The sequence below is a fragment of the Hallella multisaccharivorax DSM 17128 genome (assembly GCF_000218235.1).
Classification (GTDB): Bacteria; Bacteroidota; Bacteroidia; order Bacteroidales; family Bacteroidaceae; genus Prevotella; species Prevotella multisaccharivorax.
This window is the reverse complement of sequence record NZ_GL945017.1, coordinates 1,260,824-1,277,862: the sequence shown is the minus strand read 5'-3', so window position 1 is coordinate 1,277,862 and position 17,039 is coordinate 1,260,824. Positions and strand designations below refer to the sequence as shown.

The 17,039-nt window shown below is 50.8% G+C and carries 12 protein-coding genes; 5 read left to right on the top strand and 7 right to left on the bottom strand.

What is annotated here, in order from left to right; genetic code table 11:
- The first annotated feature begins 608 nt into the window (after positions 1–608).
- The 5 genes from PREMU_RS05515 to porX all read left to right on the top strand — a co-directional run bounded on the left by PREMU_RS05515 (position 609) and on the right by porX (position 8,200).
- Positions 609–1,760, top strand: a complete 1,152-nt coding sequence (locus tag PREMU_RS05515; protein ID WP_040558028.1) for a zinc-dependent metalloproteinase lipoprotein — start codon at positions 609–611, stop codon at positions 1,758–1,760.
- Between the two features lie 24 nt (positions 1,761–1,784).
- Entirely contained in the window at positions 1,785–3,032 is a 1,248-nt protein-coding gene (locus PREMU_RS05510; protein WP_007573759.1) for a 3-phosphoshikimate 1-carboxyvinyltransferase, read from the top strand.
- A gap of 109 nt (positions 3,033–3,141) precedes the next feature.
- Complete coding sequence (locus PREMU_RS05505) at positions 3,142–3,528, top strand: hypothetical protein (protein ID WP_007573758.1); 387 nt, start codon at positions 3,142–3,144, stop codon at positions 3,526–3,528.
- A complete protein-coding gene (gene porW, locus PREMU_RS05500) occupies positions 3,506–6,571 on the top strand; it encodes a type IX secretion system periplasmic lipoprotein PorW/SprE (protein ID WP_007573757.1) in 3,066 nt (1,021 codons plus the stop codon). Before PREMU_RS05505 ends, porW begins: the two co-directional genes overlap by 23 nt.
- A 51-nt stretch (positions 6,572–6,622) precedes the next feature.
- Complete coding sequence (gene porX, locus PREMU_RS05495; RefSeq protein ID WP_007573756.1) at positions 6,623–8,200, top strand: T9SS response regulator signal transducer PorX; 1,578 nt, start codon at positions 6,623–6,625, stop codon at positions 8,198–8,200.
- A 16-nt stretch (positions 8,201–8,216) separates the two neighbouring features.
- Here the strand turns inward: porX and PREMU_RS05490 are convergent, their stop codons facing one another.
- The 7 genes from PREMU_RS05490 to PREMU_RS05460 all read right to left on the bottom strand — a co-directional run bounded on the left by PREMU_RS05490 (position 8,217) and on the right by PREMU_RS05460 (position 16,939).
- Positions 8,217–9,257 (bottom strand): DHH family phosphoesterase, encoded by a 1,041-nt coding sequence (locus PREMU_RS05490; protein WP_007573755.1) that lies wholly within the window; start codon positions 9,255–9,257, stop codon positions 8,217–8,219.
- 46 nt (positions 9,258–9,303) lie between these two features.
- A complete protein-coding gene (locus tag PREMU_RS05485; RefSeq protein ID WP_007573753.1) occupies positions 9,304–9,840 on the bottom strand; it encodes a 5-formyltetrahydrofolate cyclo-ligase in 537 nt (178 codons plus the stop codon).
- A 4-nt stretch (positions 9,841–9,844) separates the two neighbouring features.
- Positions 9,845–11,491: a S41 family peptidase gene (locus PREMU_RS05480; protein WP_007573751.1), complete on the bottom strand. Its 1,647-nt coding sequence runs from the start codon at positions 11,489–11,491 to the stop codon at positions 9,845–9,847.
- Complete coding sequence (locus PREMU_RS05475) at positions 11,488–11,970, bottom strand: deoxycytidylate deaminase (protein ID WP_007573749.1); 483 nt, start codon at positions 11,968–11,970, stop codon at positions 11,488–11,490. Before PREMU_RS05475 ends, PREMU_RS05480 begins: the two co-directional genes overlap by 4 nt.
- Before the next feature lie 25 nt (positions 11,971–11,995).
- The gene (locus PREMU_RS05470) at positions 11,996–14,089 is read right to left on the bottom strand and encodes a M3 family metallopeptidase (RefSeq protein ID WP_050796370.1); all 2,094 of its coding nucleotides are present in this window, start codon (positions 14,087–14,089) and stop codon (positions 11,996–11,998) included.
- A 960-nt stretch (positions 14,090–15,049) separates the two neighbouring features.
- On the bottom strand, positions 15,050–15,958 hold the full coding sequence (locus PREMU_RS05465; protein ID WP_007573744.1) for a dihydroorotate dehydrogenase: 909 nt from the start codon (positions 15,956–15,958) through the stop codon (positions 15,050–15,052).
- Between the two features lie 204 nt (positions 15,959–16,162).
- Positions 16,163–16,939 (bottom strand): dihydroorotate dehydrogenase electron transfer subunit, encoded by a 777-nt coding sequence (locus PREMU_RS05460; RefSeq protein WP_007573742.1) that lies wholly within the window; start codon positions 16,937–16,939, stop codon positions 16,163–16,165.
- Positions 16,940–17,039 lie beyond the last annotated feature (100 nt).

Here is a 17,039-nt window from a genome sequence, read left to right as displayed (position 1 = left end):
TTCTCCGATACTTTTTTTGTTTGCTTACTCTAAGTATAATAATCGTACTTCAGAACGCATTTCTATCATCCTACACTTCCCTGCCAAAGTATTCATATCACATTTGCAGACAAGCCGTGCCGTAACGCATATGGGGCCGTGTTGAATTTGTACTTCACTGTCAACTCTACTGAACAGGGGGAAAACCTCCGGCATACCTGTCGCATCCCTGTCTTTAGACATAAGTCCGATCAGAATCCCATGAATTATAAACAAGTCATTGCCTTTTATCTCCGCCGACATCTTTGCCTTCCAAAAAAGAACTTTTGTATAATGCGTTAAAAAATACACTCCAAATAAAAAATATCAAGTCCCATTAAAATGGTTAGAGAATGTTGGTGTACACTTCAACTTTTGGATTAGTGTCTGCCCCCCCCCTAAAAAAGTTGGCACTTCGTGGACAGAACTTGGAAAATAACGCAAAGAGGAAAACATCTTTGTACACGTTGAAATCACGTCCTTTTCCCATAGTTGAAGCGGAAAGTTGCGAGGTGCCCACATTTTTTTTATCTAACTGATGTAAAATCCACAAATTTTATGTAAGTTTGCAAGTCCAAGAAGACATGATAATGAGTAAATACACCATACTACTTCTCTTTACGGTCCTTCTGTGGGCCGCATGCTCCAGCTCGGAAGAGATAGCCAATGGTTCCAAGGCGACAAACACCACAAAGGAAGTTGACACCACGGAGCTGAATGACAGCTACATCTATGAGCTGCCTGTCATCTTCCACGTGCTCTACAACAACGAAAACGACCCCAGCCAGTATATTCCCTATCAGCGGCTGAGCAATCTACTGCAATATATCAATGAAGTCTACCAGGGCGGCATCTACGGACAAAGCGAGAACGTGAACATCAAGTTTGTGCTTGCTACCACAGATGAGAGCGGCAGGCGCCTTGCCCATCCCGGGGTGGACTATGTAAAATACACCGACGAATATCCGATCGACGTGCAGAAATTCATGACCGACAATACAGGTACCAACGTAAAATACATATGGGAGCCCAACAACTACATCAATATAATGATGTTTAATTTCAAGGCCACCCACAACGGTCAAACCACCTTAGGCATCTCTCACATGCCCCAGTCGGTCAAGGGAGACCATGAGCTGGAAGGCCTGGAGACCTTGTCCACGTCCAACGTGAAGAAAACAAACCTGCGGTTTGCCTACTGCTCGGCTATCAACAGCCTCTATGCCAACACCGCGCCTGGGGGCGGCTACTACCAGAGCGACCGCTATACCAGCCCTACACACACAATGCAGACCTATACGAGTACCGACATCGTGATAACTTTGGCTCATGAGTTGGGACATTACCTCGGACTCTTTCACGTGTTCACCGAGAGACGGGGCGGAAACGGCAACGACAGTGTGGAGCCCGTTGACTCGTGTGCCGACACTGACTACTGCGCCGACACTCACTCCTACAACCGATATGAATATGAGGAGTATTTAAAATACGAAATACAAAATCAGCAAAAATATCTTGAGCCCCTGCTCAAGCGCAATGCATGCGACAGCGCCCAGTATCAGGCAGAAGACATCATGGACTACAGCGTCAGCCTGGGTTTCAAAATCACACCCCAGCAAAAGCAGCGCATCCGCCACGTACTCTACTACTCACCCCTTATCCCAGGGCCGAAGAAGTACCGCACGACAAGAGCCGGCACGATCAACGGACCGGTAGACATCAAGATAACGACTATCAAATAACCACAAATCAAAGACAGACAGGTCATGACTACATACGAAATTACCCCTCCCGCGAACCTTGAGGCACACATCAACCTGCCAGCCTCGAAAAGTATCAGCAACCGCGCACTCATCATCCATGCTCTTGGCGGCGGAGAGTTGCCCGTCAACCTCTCCGACTGTGACGACACGCGTGCCGTCATCAATGCTCTGAGCGATATGCCTGATACCATCGACGTGGGAGCTGCAGGCACCGCCATGCGCTTCCTGACCGCTTATCTTTCTGTCATTCAGGGAGAGCACACCATTACTGGCTCTGAACGAATGCTCCGCCGCCCCATCGGCGCCTTGGTGGACGCTCTTCGCATGCTGGGAGCCACAATAGACTATGTCGGAGAAGAGGGCTTCCCGCCACTCCGCATCAGTGGGCACCCGTTACTCGGAGGAAGACTGGAGATACCCGGAAATGTAAGCTCACAGTTCATCTCCGCCCTACTACTCATCGCCCCCGTGACCCTACAAGGACTGACCCTGCACCTGACAGGTGAAATCGTCTCACGACCTTATATCGACCTCACCATCCACGTGATGCACGGCTTCGGAGCCGATGTGGATTGGGCCAGTCCCAACATCATCGAGGTGAAACCCAAACCATACAGCGGACCCGCTTACCTCATCGAAAACGACTGGAGTGCAAGCTCTTACTGGTATGAAATGGCCTCGTTCTACCCAATCGGTAAAGTTCACGTGAGCATGGATGGGCTGGAGGACAGCTCACGGCAGGGCGACTCCGTGGTGAAATACATTTTCTCGCTGCTCGGTGTAAGGACAACATTTGCAAAGACACACTCGGGTAAACTTACCACCGTGAATCTTTCGCGACATTTTGAACCCGTTTTGCAATTGACTTACGACTTCATCAACTGCCCTGATCTGGCCCAAACCGTCATCGCCACCTGCTGCGGCCTCGGCGTACCCTTCCACTTCACGGGGCTTGCCAGTCTACGTATCAAGGAGACCGACCGGCTGGCTGCCATGCGCAGAGAACTACACAAATTGGGATTCAATATCCAGATCATCAATGACACCGAGATGCAGTGGGACGGCAAACAGCATGAGGCCACCATGGAGCCTATCGACACCTATGAAGACCACCGCATGGCCATGGCCATGGCACCTTTGGCCATCAATATTCCCGGACTAAGAATTAATCATCCCGAAGTAGTTTCCAAGTCGTATCCCACCTTTTGGAAAGATCTAAGAGAAGTGGGATTCAAGATTAAGGAAGTGTGAAGTGCATAATGGGACAAATAGTCATTCTCCGTGAGCAACAGACATGGAGAAATGTATTTCACACAAGCTAATAAGAATAATCAATAACTCTATATTTAGAAATACAATAATGTGGTATCTGCTTCTATCCCTCATAGTGCTGGGACTTTTCTGCGCCCTGCTAGGTTATCGCTCTTACCGACGGGGTGAGAGCCAGGAGATCGTTATCGGCGAGAGCGACTGCAGCCGCTGTACACCCGATAACATGATGTGTGAGCAGGAATGCATGATGAAGGCAGCCACTGAGCCCGTGGAATACTTCGACGACGACGAGCTCGACACCTTCAAGGGAAGAGCCTCCGACAGCTTCAATGAGGAAGAAACCACACTGTTTGCCGAAGTGCTGGAGACACTACGCCCCGAGGAAGTGAAAGCGTGGAACCGAAGTCTTATTCTCAGGGGCATCAATATGCCCGACAGTATCAAAGATGAATATGTTTCGCTCGCCTCTTCATAAGATAACCCTCCTTCTCATAGCGGCAACCGGCATCATCGTGATGGCGGGTTGCTCCTCGGCGAAAAACACCGCCTCTACCCGATGGTGGAAGGCCTTCAACGCACGCTACAATACCTATTATAATGGCGCCATGGCCTACGTCGACGGATCGATGGAGAAAGAAAACGGAAACAAAGACAACTATACAGCCATGATCCCGCTCTATACTGTGGGAAACAAAGGTAGCCGTGAGCTGGGTAAGGCCAACTTTGACCGTGCCATCCTCAAGGCAGAGAAAGCTATTGACCGCTTCAGTATCAAACAGCGGCCCCAATGGAATAGCAACCGGCAAAAGACAGACCGCGACCGTGAGTGGCTCGCAAGGCGTGAGTATAATCCCTTTCTTTGGAAAGCCTGGATGCTCATGGGCCGTTCACAGTTTCATGAGGGGAGCTTTGACAACGCCATCTCCACCTTTGCCTATATGAGCATGCTCTACCGCACACAGCCCGCCATCTTTTCAAAAGCACAGGCCTGGCTGGCTAAGAGCTATATAGAAAATGGTCAAGCTTACGATGCGGAGGACGTCATCCGCAACAGCCGTAGAGACTCCATTCCCTGGCAGGCAAGCAAGGACTGGAACTATACACTGGCCGACTACTGTCTGCTCACCGGCGACTATCAAGGAGCCATCCCTCATCTGAGAAATGTCATCCGGTATGAAATGAGGCGAAAACAGAAGGCACGCGAAGAGTTTCTCATGGGACAGGTATGTCAGGCCGTAGGAAGAGACAAAGAAGCCTATAGAGCCTACACAAAGGTAATAGGCATGAATCCTCCTTATGAGCTGGAGTTTAACGCACGCATCGCACGTACAGAGGTGATGGGTATTACGAAATCGGACCGAATGATAGCCAAGCTCAAGAGAATGACAAAGTCAGACAAGAATAAGGACTTTCTTGACCAGGTATATTTTGCCATTGGCAACATCTGTTTGACAAGGAAAGACACTCTCAAAGCCATTGTCGCCTACGAGAAGGGCAATGAGAAGGCAACCCGATCGGGCGCTGAGCGCAGCACTCTGCTCCTGAAACTCGGAAACCTCTATTGGGAGAAAGAGCACTATGCAGATGCCCGACGGTGCTACAACGCAGCCTTGGGCATGACTGATCAAGACAATAAAGCCTACCGTCAGCTCTCCGAACGCTCCACCGTGCTCGATGAGCTGGTACCCTACACTGATGCCATCCATCTACAAGATTCTTTGCAAAGCCTCGCAAGAATGGACGAGAGACAACGCGATATGGCCATCGACCGCATCATTGAAGCCTTGAAAAAGAAAGAGAGAGAGGAGAAAAGAGCCCTGCAGGAGCAAACCGCAGCCCAAGCACAGCAAAACGGCGAAAACGACCCCGACATGGAGACATCAGGTCAAAACCGCTCCACTGTGCAAAGACCAGCCAGCAACAGCCAGCAATCTGCTGAGTGGTACTTCTACAACTCTGCGGCAGTAACTCAAGGTAAACTGCAATTCCAAAGACTGTGGGGTAAGCGTGAAAACGTGGACAACTGGCAACGAATTAACAAGTCGATCGTCAAACAGGCCTCCAACGACATGACTGAGATGATCGACACGCAGCGTGACTCGCTGTTCAATGCACAAGTACAGAGCGACTCGGTAAAACGCATCTCCGGCAAAGCCATCGACGACCCACACCAACGCGCCTATTATCTGGCACAGATCCCTCTCACCCCAGAGCAACTTAAGTCCAGCAACGATGCCCTGGCCGATGCACTCTTCAACAGCGGCGTCATTTTCAAGGACAAGCTCGACAACCTGTCGTTGAGCGAAAAAGCTCTGAGACGCCTCGTTAGGCAATTTCCGAACTATGAGCATAAGGACAACGCTTTCTACCACCTCTTCCTGCTTTATTCGAGAAAAGGACAAAGTACACGGGCCGAGACCTATGTGGACAGTCTGAAAGCCGAATATCCCAACAGTGAGTGGACCGCGCTGCTCTCCGATCCCAACTATGCGTCCAACGCACGCTATGGCGCTCATATTGAAGACTCCATCTATGCGGCGACCTACGACGCTTTCAAGGCTGACCGATATCGCGAAGTGGATGCCAACGTGACACTCTCGGAGAAACGCTTCCCAGAAGGTGCCAATCGAGATAAATTTCTTTTTGTTGGTGCCCTCGGACGACTCAACGAAGGAGACGAAGAGAGCTGCATGAGAGGCCTTAACACACTCGTGGAGAAATATCCTGGGAGCGAAGTCTCAAAGATCGCAGGCATGATTATCAATGGAGTGAAGAGCGGCAAGCGGCTGCGCGGCGCACGTTTCGATATCGGCAACATATGGGCCATACGCAATAAGACACTCAGCGACAGTGCTCAGCTCAAGGCCAAACCTCTTAGCCCTGAGCGAAATACGCAGTTCGTATTCATGCTCGCCTATCAGCCGGGCTCCGTCAACGAAAACAAGCTACTCTACCAAGTAGCAAAATACAACTTCACCAGCTATCTGGTGCGAGACTTCGACATCGCTATCGATGACGACAACTACTTGCATCGCCTGCGTGTCTCCGGTTTCAGAAACTATGACGAGGCACTGCTATACTCACGCGGGCTCCTCGCACAAACACCGATACTGAAACTTATGGGCAAAGCACGGCCATTCATTATCAGCACGGAAAACTTACCGCTCATCGGAGTGGCATACAGCTATGAGGACTACAAAAAATTCTACGACGTACACTTTGCACCCATCAAGCCCTCAACTCTTCAATTGCTCAACGAACCCGAAAGCTTGATGACAGAGCCACAAGAGCCCGATAGCTTGCAAGACGACGGCCTACGAAACCTCCAACAGTCCGAAGAATATGAAATGCCGATCCATACAGAAGCACAGCCACAGGGTATGAACCCATCCATACCACAGCAGAAGACAACGACTCCACAAACCAAGAAACCTGCTCAGCAGGAAAAGAAGACCCAGCCGGAGAAAAAGAAGACGTTCAATATCGAAAGCGAGGATTATGAGCTTGAGGGCTTTTAAAAACAGCTTGAGAACTTATAAGGAATGAGTTCTTTATAGATAAACAAGACCATGAATAACGGAAAAATACTTTGGGCAGACGATGAGATTGACCTTCTCAGAGGCCATATCATCTTCATGCAGCGAAAAGGCTATGAAGTGATCACAGTGACCAATGGCACCGACGCTATTGAGGAATGCCGCCGACAATCGTTCGACCTCATCATGCTCGACGAGATGATGCCAGGACTCACCGGCCTGGAGACCTTGCAGCAAATCAAAGAGATACAGCCTCAGACGCCTGTAGTGATAGTCACCAAGAGTGAGGAGGAGAATATCATGGACCAGGCCATCGGCTCGAAAATAGCCGATTACCTTATCAAACCCGTCAATCCTCATCAAATACTGCTGTCGCTCAAGAAAAACATCCATCGAAAGGAGATCGAAAGTGAAGTAACGCAAAACTCCTATCGAAACGACTATCAGAAGATAGCCACGCAGATTGACAGTTGCCGAGATTGGGAGGACTGGATGAAAATCTACCGGACGCTTACGCGGTGGGAAGTAGAACTGGGGCAGACCGACAAAGGCATGGAGGAGATGCTCACCATGCAGAAGGAGGAGGCCGACAACGCCTTTGCCAAGTATGTCAAAGCGAACTACATGGAATGGATGGCGTCGCTTATGGCAAGAATCTCCGGTAAAAACGCCAACAACAACTATCCGCTCATGAGCCCTGACGTTTTTAAAACGAAAGTCTTCCCGCTTCTTGATAAGGGTGAAAAAGTCTTCCTTATCGTCATTGATAACTTCAGGTGGGATCAGTGGCTTATGCTGGCCAAGGAGATTGGAAACCTGTACACTATCCAGGAAGACATGTACATGAGTATTCTGCCCACAGCCACGCAATACTCACGAAATGCGATTTTCTCCGGACTCATGCCCGAGAAGATCGCGCAAATGTTTCCCGACCTGTGGGTTGATGAGGATGAGGAAGAGGGAAAGAACCTCAACGAAGAGCCGCTCATCCGCACGCAGATAGAGCGATACCGTCGACACGACAAGTTCAGCTATAACAAACTCAACGACTCCGAGGCCGCCACGAAACTGCTACAGCAATACAACACTCTAAGAAACAATGATTTGAATGTAGTGGTGGTCAACTTCATCGACATGCTCTCTCACGCACGTACAGAGTCGAAAATGGTGCGAGAACTGGCCAACGACGAGAGCGCCTATCGCTCGATCACGCTCTCATGGCTACGCCACTCGGCAATCGCTGACCTTTTCCGACTCCTGACAGAGAGCGACTACACCGTCGTGCTAACTACCGACCACGGTTCCATCCGCTGTACAAAGCCAGTGAAGATCATCGGTGACCGAGACACTAACACCAACTTGCGCTACAAACTCGGTCGAAACCTGGCCTACAGCGCAAAAGACGTGTTCACCATCAAGGAGCCCCACAGAGCTTTTCTCCCCACGCCAAACATCAGCACGACTTATGCCTTTGCTACGGGCAACAGTTTCTTCGCCTACCCCAACAACTACAACTATTATGTGTCGTACTATAAGGATACCTTCCAACACGGCGGCATATCCATGGAAGAGATGCTGGTGCCACTTATCACGATGAAGGCAAAAAAATAGAGAAGAAGCCCCTCTCCTACTTCCTCAGCTCATCAGCATAGTACTCGAAGGCCTTCCTGGCGATCTGTACAGCCTCCTCAATGCTACAGTCGAGCTTTCCGCCACTGGCATTGAGATGGCCACCGCCATTGAAAAAGCGCTTGGCCATGTCCTCCACTGAGAAGTCGTCGACAGAGCGCAGACTTACCCACACGCGGTTATCCTGACGGTCGTCCTCACGCAGAGAGACACTGCACTTCATGCCTTTGATCTGCAGCGGCACATTAACCAGGCCCTCGGCATCACCACGCACGAAATGATAATTCAACATATCTTCGCGAGTGATGGCATAGTAGCTCGCATGAAGATCATCGAAGACATTGAGCTTCTGCGCCATGATATAGCCACGCAGACGGATAGCCCACGAAGAGTAGTTATTGAAAACATTGCGATAGATCTTATCCTTGTCGATGCCCTTGGTGAGAAGTTGGCAAATGATGAAAAAAATCTCGGGGCGCGTAGAGTTGAAAGTGAATCCACCGGTATCAGTCATCATGCCACAGTAAATGGGCACGGCGAACTTCTGTGAAAGTTCCTCGAAACCACCCAGCTGCCACACCACGCGGAAGACAATCTCGCACGTGGAGCTCAAATCAGGGTAAGATACAGGCACCAGCGAATCGATGTCGAAGCCTAAATGATGATCAATCATGATCTTCTCAGCCTTGGCGTCTTTCAGTACATCAGTCATCTCATCAACCCGCGAATACATGTTGAAGTCGAGACAGAAAATAAGGTCGGCCTGTGCAAAAAGCGCTTTCACCTCCACGGGATGCTTATCAAAGCGAACGATCCGCTCTCGGCCGGGGAGCCAATGGAGAAAATCGGGGAAAGCATTGGGCACGACGACAGAGGCTGATTTTCCGTAACGCTCTGAGAGATAGGCCGTCCATCCAAGGCACGCCCCGACAGCATCGCCGTCGGGATGGGAGTGACCCACAAGGACTATGTGGTCGGCAGCCAATAGCTTAGAATGCAACAAAGCGGCATTGTCTGCCGACAATAAGTTTAAATTCATCTTTCAAAAAAAGTAGTTTTGATGGTAATTTGATGGTGATAAATAATTATACCATTACTTCATCCATGAGTATATCATTCTCATCTACAGGAACATCTTCCACCAATTGAAAAGGGAAGCAGAGCCCTATCTTGCATACCGAAGGCATCTCAGCCAACAGCCGGTCGTAATAGCCTTTCCCCCTTCCGAGACGTTTGCCGTCACAAGTGAACGCCATGCCAGGGATGATGGCCAAGTCGATGGACCGGTAATCGGTGAAAGGCTCACCCTGCGGCTCAAGGATATTGAATTTTTCCGCCGGACGCAAGTCCATCATGCCTCTGAACTCCACAAGTTCGAGACTCTGTTCGTCTTTCATTCTAGGAAGCAGCACTTTACGACCCTGCCGGTGAAGGGAAGCCACCAAACCATGTGTGTCCACCTCGTCGTCCATGCTGTAATAGAGCAGGACCGTGTGGGCGAACCGGTAAAGACGTTGAGCCTCGAGGCGCTCCGTGACATCGAGCGACATTCTGATGAGGTCGGCGACATCGTACATACCTTTTCGCTCTCGGATGATGTATCTGAGCATCTGTTTATCCATAGTATCAAGGTTTTTTATGTGTTTGTCTGACCGGCTTCTGCGGGAAGGCCGCGTGGCGGGCAAAGACCCGCAAGGCCGTTAGTATGACCGGATCATCCTGATTGAGGTATTGGTTGAGCGCTTGCTCATCGAGCATATTGTAAATGATTCTGCCGTCAATGTATTGCTCCAGGAGAGCATGGCTGCGTTTGATGAGGAGGTTGCGTCGCTGAAGGCCATGCTTGTCGGCATAGTTAGCGAACTGTGCTACGGTGTTTTGCTCCTTCAGGTATTTAGCGAGCTGGAGCATCTCCTTGAAATCCTTCATTTTCTGCCGGTTATTGTCAGTATAGGTGAAGGCAAACTGCAGAATGAGCCCGCTCATGGCCGCCTCTTTATAATAGGAAGTCACGCCGGTGGTGTCCTCGGGCACGAAGATGTCGGGCGTGATGCCTCCGCCGCCGTAGACCACACGCCCTATGCGTGTATGGTAGGTGGGGCCGGTGTGCTTGATGCTGTCGCGCGAGAAATACTCTCCGTGCTCATAACGCTCGATGAGGTCCTGAGCGTAGTCCTGGTCGTCACCGTCGACATAAGGTTTCTGTATGCAACGGCCCGAAGGCGTATAGTAGCGTGCGATGGTAAGGCGGATGAGTGAGCCATCGGAGAAGGGTATCTGCTGCTGCACGAGCCCCTTTCCGAAAGAGCGTCGCCCGATAACGGTGGCACGGTCATTGTCCTGCATGGCCCCTGTGAAGATCTCTGATGCCGACGCCGACCCCTCATTGATGAGCACTACCAGTGGGATGCTCTGATAAGCGCCGTGGCCGTCGGAGGTATAGTCCTGCCTCGGTGACTTGCGACCCTGTGTATAGACGATGAGGCGTTTGGCAGGAAGGAACTCGTTAGCCATCTGCACGGCGCTCTGCAAGTAGCCGCCGGGGTTGTCGCGCAGGTCGATGACAAGATTCTTGAATCCGTGCTGCTGCAGGGACGCCAAGGCTACGAGAAGTTCGGGATAAGTCTTCTCGCCGAAATTCTTCACCTTGATGTAGCCCGTATTGTTGTCGAGCATATAGGCGGCAGTGATGGTCTTGGTGGGTATCTCAGCGCGGGTAACGGTATAGGTGAGCACGCCTCTATGGCCATACCTCAGTACACCTACGCGCACCTTAGAGCCTGAAGGGCCCTTGAGGCGATGCATGGCCTCTTGATCGGTGACCTGCTTGCCTACGAATGTCTTGCCGTCTACGGTCACGATCTTGTCTCCAGCGATGATGCCGGCCCTTTCAGCAGGTCCATTCTTGATGACATTCTGCACGCGGATGGTATCCTGGCGGATGGTGAACTCTACGCCTACGCCCGAGAAACTGCCATTGAGATCATCGGCTGCTTTCTGCGCATCTTTTGCCGAGATATAGACTGAGTGGGGGTCAAGCTCGGCAAGAATGGCAGGGATAGCTTTTTCGACAAGGGAGTCGATGTCCACCTTGTCGACATATTGGTCGTCGATGATACGTAGCAGGTTATTGAGTCTGCTCGAGCCATTGTTGACAATAGTCAGCCTGTTGCCGGAGAAATGATTGGCATAGAAGGAGCCAATCATAATGCCCAGCACTACACAGAGCGCCATGAGCAGGGGCATGAAACGGTATTTATTTTCTTTCTTCATTGTTTTTCCTCACAATTGTTATCTGCGTGGGTTGGCTCCGACTGCAGCGCTTCGAGGAGCTCGGTCTCAACGCCAGCCCGTCTCAGGAGCCGGATACCATCGTCGAGGCGGTATTTCTCACCGTAGACTACACGGCAGATGCCTGCCTGGATGATGAGCTTGGCGCACTCGATGCAGGGCGATGCGGTGACATAGAGGGTAGCTCCCTCGCCGCTGTTGGTGCTACGCGCAAGCTTGGTGATAGCATTAGCCTCGGCGTGGAGCACGTAGGACTTAGTGAGGCCATCGGCGTCCTCACACACGTTTTCGAAGCCGCTAGGAGTACCGTTGTAGCCATCGCTGATGATGGTCTTTTCCTTCACTACGAGAGCTCCCACTTTGCGGCGGCGGCAATAGGAGTTTTCCGCCCAAATGTGGGCCATACGCAGATAGCGCTGATCGAGCTGGCATTTCTTGTCTTTGTCTTTCTCTTCCTTCATTGTAAATATATGGGTTAATGGCCGTTCATTTTCTGATGCCGTTGCGTTGAAGCAAGGCTTCAATGGTGGGTTCCTGCCCGCGAAAACGCTTGAAAAGTGTCATGGGGTGTTCGGTGCCGCCCCGCGAGAGGATGCAGTCACGGAAGCGCTGGGCAGTGGCGCGGTTGAAGATACCCTCCCGCTTGAACACGGAGAAAGCATCGGCGTCAAGCACCTCGGCCCACTTATAGCTGTAATAGCCGGCAGCGTACCCTCCAGCCATGATGTGCGAGAACTGCGCCGTCATGCACGTGTCCGGGAGCTGCGGGGTAACCATGGCTTCCTTCCAAGCCTGTTTCTCAAAAGGGATGATGTCCTGCGTGAACGGCTCACGCTGGGTGTAGTAGGCCATATCGAGCAGGCAGAAGCTCACCTGACGCATGCAAGCGTAGGCCACATTGAAGTTACGGCTTCTAACAATGCGACTGATGAGCTCGTCGGGAATGGGTTCGCCTGTCTGATAGTGGAAGGCGAAGGTGTGAAGAAAGTCGGGCTCCACAGCGTAGTTCTCCATGAACTGCGAAGGCATCTCCACAAAGTCCCACCAAACATTAGTACCGGAGAGGCTCTCGAAGCGTGTGTTGGCAAACATGCCGTGAAGTGAGTGGCCGAACTCATGGAGAAAGGTTTCCACCTCACCTAAGGAGAGTAGCGCGGGTTTGGTGGCCGTGGGCTTGGTGAAATTGGTCACCACACTGACATGCGGCCTGACATTCTTGCCCTTCTTCGTGATCCACTGCCCCTGGAACTCAGTCATCCACGCGCCGCCCTGCTTGCCTTCACGCGGATAGAAGTCGGCGTAGAAGACGGCGAGATAGCTGCCATCCTTGTCGAAGACCTCGTAGGCCTTCACGTCGGGATGATAGACGGGAATCTGCTTGTTTTCCTTGAAGGTAATACCATAGAGACGGTTGGCGAGTCCGAAGACGCCTTTTACCACATTGTCGAGCTGGAAGTAGGGGCGCAGCATCTCCGCGTCAAGGTTATATTTCTCCATCTGCAGCTTATGCGAGTAGAAGGAGAAGTCCCACGGCTCCAACTTGAAATCAGGGCCTTCGGCGCGGCGCGCTCCTTCCTCAACGGCCTTTACCTCCTCGATAGCGGCGGGCTTGTAGGCGTTGATGAGATCGTGGATGAGCTTGTAGACATTCTCCACATTGCTGGCCATGCGGTGCTTGAGCACGTAGTCGGCAAAAGTGTCGTAGCCGAGCATCTGGGCAATTTCGCGGCGCACATTGACCAGACGGCGGCAGATGTCGAGGTTATTGGCGTCATTGTCGTGGGTGCATTCCGTGCTTCGAGCCATGTAGATCTGCTTCCTAAGGTCGCGCTGCGTGGAATAGGTCATAAACGGCGAGTAGCTGGGGAAGTCAAGCGTAAACACCCAGCCTTCGAGCCCCTTCTCTTTGGCGGCCATCGCCGCAGCGTCAACGGCGGTATCGGGCAGCCCGTCAAGCTGCCGGCGATCAGTGAGGTGAAGAATGTAGGCCTTGTTTTCCTTGAGCAGGTTTTGCGAAAACTGCAACGCGAGCATGGAGGCTTCCTCGGTAAGCTTTCGTAGGCGGTCCTTGCCGGCCTCGTCGAGCAGGGCACCGCTGCGCACAAAAGCATCATACTCTTTGTCAAGTAGCATTTGCTCCTCTGCCGTGAGTTTCCGGTGATGCTCATACACTTGCTTAATGCGCGCAAAGAGTCTGGGATTGAGGGTTACATCGTTCTCGTGCTTCGTCAGCACGGGGCTGAGCTTCTGCGCCAATGCCTCCATCTGTGGATTGGTCTCAGCATTCATGAGGCAGGAAAAAGTGTTGGACACGCGGTCAAGCAGGTCGTAATAATGTTCACCCTTACTATCATCGGTCCAAGCAATGGTGTTGTCGAAGGTGGGTGCCTCAAAGTTATCGACGATCCGTAAAATGGCCTCATTGTCACGGCGGATACCCTCTAAAAAGGCGGGCTCAAAATCCTCGAACTGTATCTTGTCAAACGGCACCGTATCGTGGAGCGTGCCGTAGGACTCCATAAACGGGTTAGTTCTGGTGGGGATACTGGTGCGATTATCGCTATTATTCTTGCTTTCCATATCAACGACAAAGGTATATTTTTTTTTTGAAACGACCAAATATCTGATATTTTTTAATGTATCGACAAGCAATATTCCACTATACCTATATGGCGGTGTTGCACACAATCGATAAGCCAGTGGGCAGGTGGGGTTAGGCGATGAGGAGAGAGTGACGGGCATTTTATTGATGACTACCGCAAAGTTACGAATTATCCGTTTACGGTATGTCAATTTTTTGGAAGACCTAATGTTCGGTTACGGGCGCCCCCTAACCATCCCTATCGTGAAACAATACTATTGGTGTGTATTGGGTGTTGGTGCGTTTATGGTGTGCAGTGGACATTGGTGTTACGGTGCAGGGGCCGGTCTTGTACCGGTCCTCAAATAACGTCCGACCGATTTAAACCGAAGATCCCAAGGCGCATATGCAAAGTTCAAGACCCTGTTTCGTCTTGTGTCGGACATGGCACCCAAGGATGATTTTATCGGAAAGCTCATATCTGAAAACGACTAACATTTGGCCGTTCCGAAACATCATGTCAAAAAGACTGAGTTGTCACGGAAGCGCAGAGAGACTACTCCCCTGCCAGCTGAATAGTTACTCGCGATATTCCTTGAGAGCACGCTCGCAGGCCTCCTCGTCCAGATAAGTCTTGTAGAAATCAGTCAAATTCATAGTAATTCCTTTCTGTTAGTCAATCATACAGCTACAGAGTTTGCGCCAAGCACAATGATGGCAGTATAAACTCTGTTAATTTGGATGATTGCGGATATTCATTTTTTGTTCTTTCTGTCTTTCTGTCTTAAAGTCAGCCGGCTTTGTATCCTCCGTGTCTTTCATGGACAGAAGAGTATGTCTGCAACCACCTTAATGAGACTTGAGATTCTAAGATTTTCCCAGTTGGAGTATAGTTTTGTGTATTTTTGCTGTTGTAAAGATACAAAAAATGCCCGATAGACCGATCTGGAGATTAATTCTCACTTGACACATCCAATGATCTCATTCACACTCCGGCAACCATGCCGCTCAAGCCAATCTGTCATACCACGCTTGACTTTCATCGTCACCTGTGGATCAATGAAGTTAGCCGTACCAATCTCTATTGCTGTGGCTCCAGCCATGAGAAACTCGATGGCGTCTTCGGCTGTCATGATGCCGCCCAGCCCCACCACGGGGATGTGTACAGCCTTTGCCACCTCATGCACCATGTACACGGCAACAGGTTTCACCGCGGGACCACTAAGCCCACCCGTACCAATAGAGAGACGAGGCCGGCGGCCCTCAATGTCAATGGACATACCCATGAGAGTATTGATAAGCGAGACGGCATCAGCACCCTCAGCCTCGCACGCACAGGCTATTTCTGCGATATCGGTGACGTTGGGCGAAAGCTTCACGATGAGTGTCCGGTGATAACACGTGCGCACCGCCCTAACCACGCTGGCGGCTCCCGCACAGGACACGCCGAAGGCCATACCTCCATGTTTCACATTGGGGCAGGAGATATTCAGCTCGATGGCAGGTATCTTCTCCAAGGCATCAATTCGCGCAGCGCATTCAGCATAAGTTTCGGGCGAATTGCCGCTCACATTGACAATGAAATGTGTGTCAACATCCTTGATTTGAGGATAGATATTTTGGCAGAAATAGTCCACCCCTTTATTCTGAAGGCCCACACAATTGAGCATGCCCGAGGGCGTCTCGGCCATACGCGGGTAGTCGTTTCCCTCGCGTCTCTCAAGCGTAGTGCCTTTGACGATGACGCCGCCCAACTCTTCCAAAGGCACAAGGTCTTGAAATTCCAATCCATAGCCGAAAGTGCCACTGGCAGTCAGAATAGGATTACGAAGCGAAAAATTATTTATCTTTACATTTAAGTCAATCATAATAGGTATTTTATTTTTACATTTATAAGTTTTAGAAGCGAGAGAAGTCAGAGACATTCTTCGTCATATTGAGAGAAGATTGTGTGTTTGATGTCCTTATCTTCTATTATTTATTCCTAAGGTTCAGAACCCCAAAAGAGACTTTATCATATGACCGAACTCCTTGGATCTTCTGATTCCCTGGACTCACGGAGTCTTCTCCCACTACCACAGCAGCCGGCGCGTGTTGAAGACAGGACCATCCTCGCACACTCTAAGATTACCCTCCGTGGTTTTCTCCACGCAGCACAGACAGGCGCCCAGTCCACACGCCATCAGGTTCTCCAGAGAAGCCTCGCAATCAATACCGCGCTCACGCGCATAACTCGCCACAGCCATCATCATCGGTTTTGGCCCGCAGGTCTGGATCAAGTCGAAACGCTGACGCCGGAGTATGGAGTGATTAGTCACGAAACCCTTCTCACCCACTGTATCATCCTCGGTAGTGAGATAGACAGCTCCTACCTGCTGAAAATGATTCAACTCCAGCAAATCGCCTGCGGACCGTGCGCCCAAAAGGAAAGAAGGCTCATGACCGCCTTCACGCAGCTTAATGCCTTGCCAGAGCAACGGAGCCACACCTACGCCGCCTCCTACCAAGAGCACTTTGCTGCCGTCAGGAAGAGATGAGGATTGGCTGAAGCCATGGCCAAGAGGCAGTAGACAGTTGACAGAGTCACCCTCGCAGAGAAGACACAGGCGACGGGTACCAGCGCCTATACCCGCTATGAGAAGCCACAGCTCATTACGCTTCACGTCTACATAATTGATAGAAATAGGCCGACGGAGAAAAGTGGAAGGTGAATGGTCGACACGTACCTCCACAAACTGCCCGGGAAGCATCGGAGGCAAGACATCATCGTGAGTCAGCTTCAGCAAGACGTGATGAGCGGTCAGGCGCTGGCTGGAAACTACACGGAGATCTAAACAATATTTTTTCATGATTGCAGTCTTAAAATGATAGCCGAATATACCATTTCATTGGTAATGTTGAACGTTTGCAACCACAAAGATAAGCGTTTAATCGCTACATGCCAAACAA

Bases quoted from the DNA above. Each gene is read 5' to 3' on its own strand.
- PREMU_RS05515 (WP_040558028.1), top strand. From the start codon at position 609: ATGAGTAAATACACCATACTACTTCTCTTTACGGTCCTTCTGTGGGCC.
- PREMU_RS05510 (WP_007573759.1), top strand. From the start codon at position 1,785: ATGACTACATACGAAATTACCCCTCCCGCGAACCTTGAGGCACACATC.
- PREMU_RS05505 (WP_007573758.1), top strand. From the start codon at position 3,142: ATGTGGTATCTGCTTCTATCCCTCATAGTGCTGGGACTTTTCTGCGCC.
- porW (WP_007573757.1), top strand. From the start codon at position 3,506: ATGTTTCGCTCGCCTCTTCATAAGATAACCCTCCTTCTCATAGCGGCA.
- porX (WP_007573756.1), top strand. From the start codon at position 6,623: ATGAATAACGGAAAAATACTTTGGGCAGACGATGAGATTGACCTTCTC.
- PREMU_RS05490 (WP_007573755.1), bottom strand. From the start codon at position 9,257: ATGAATTTAAACTTATTGTCGGCAGACAATGCCGCTTTGTTGCATTCT.
- PREMU_RS05485 (WP_007573753.1), bottom strand. From the start codon at position 9,840: ATGGATAAACAGATGCTCAGATACATCATCCGAGAGCGAAAAGGTATG.
- PREMU_RS05480 (WP_007573751.1), bottom strand. From the start codon at position 11,491: ATGAAGAAAGAAAATAAATACCGTTTCATGCCCCTGCTCATGGCGCTC.
- PREMU_RS05475 (WP_007573749.1), bottom strand. From the start codon at position 11,970: ATGAAGGAAGAGAAAGACAAAGACAAGAAATGCCAGCTCGATCAGCGC.
- PREMU_RS05470 (WP_050796370.1), bottom strand. From the start codon at position 14,089: ATGGAAAGCAAGAATAATAGCGATAATCGCACCAGTATCCCCACCAGA.
- PREMU_RS05465 (WP_007573744.1), bottom strand. From the start codon at position 15,958: ATGATTGACTTAAATGTAAAGATAAATAATTTTTCGCTTCGTAATCCT.
- PREMU_RS05460 (WP_007573742.1), bottom strand. From the start codon at position 16,939: ATGAAAAAATATTGTTTAGATCTCCGTGTAGTTTCCAGCCAGCGCCTG.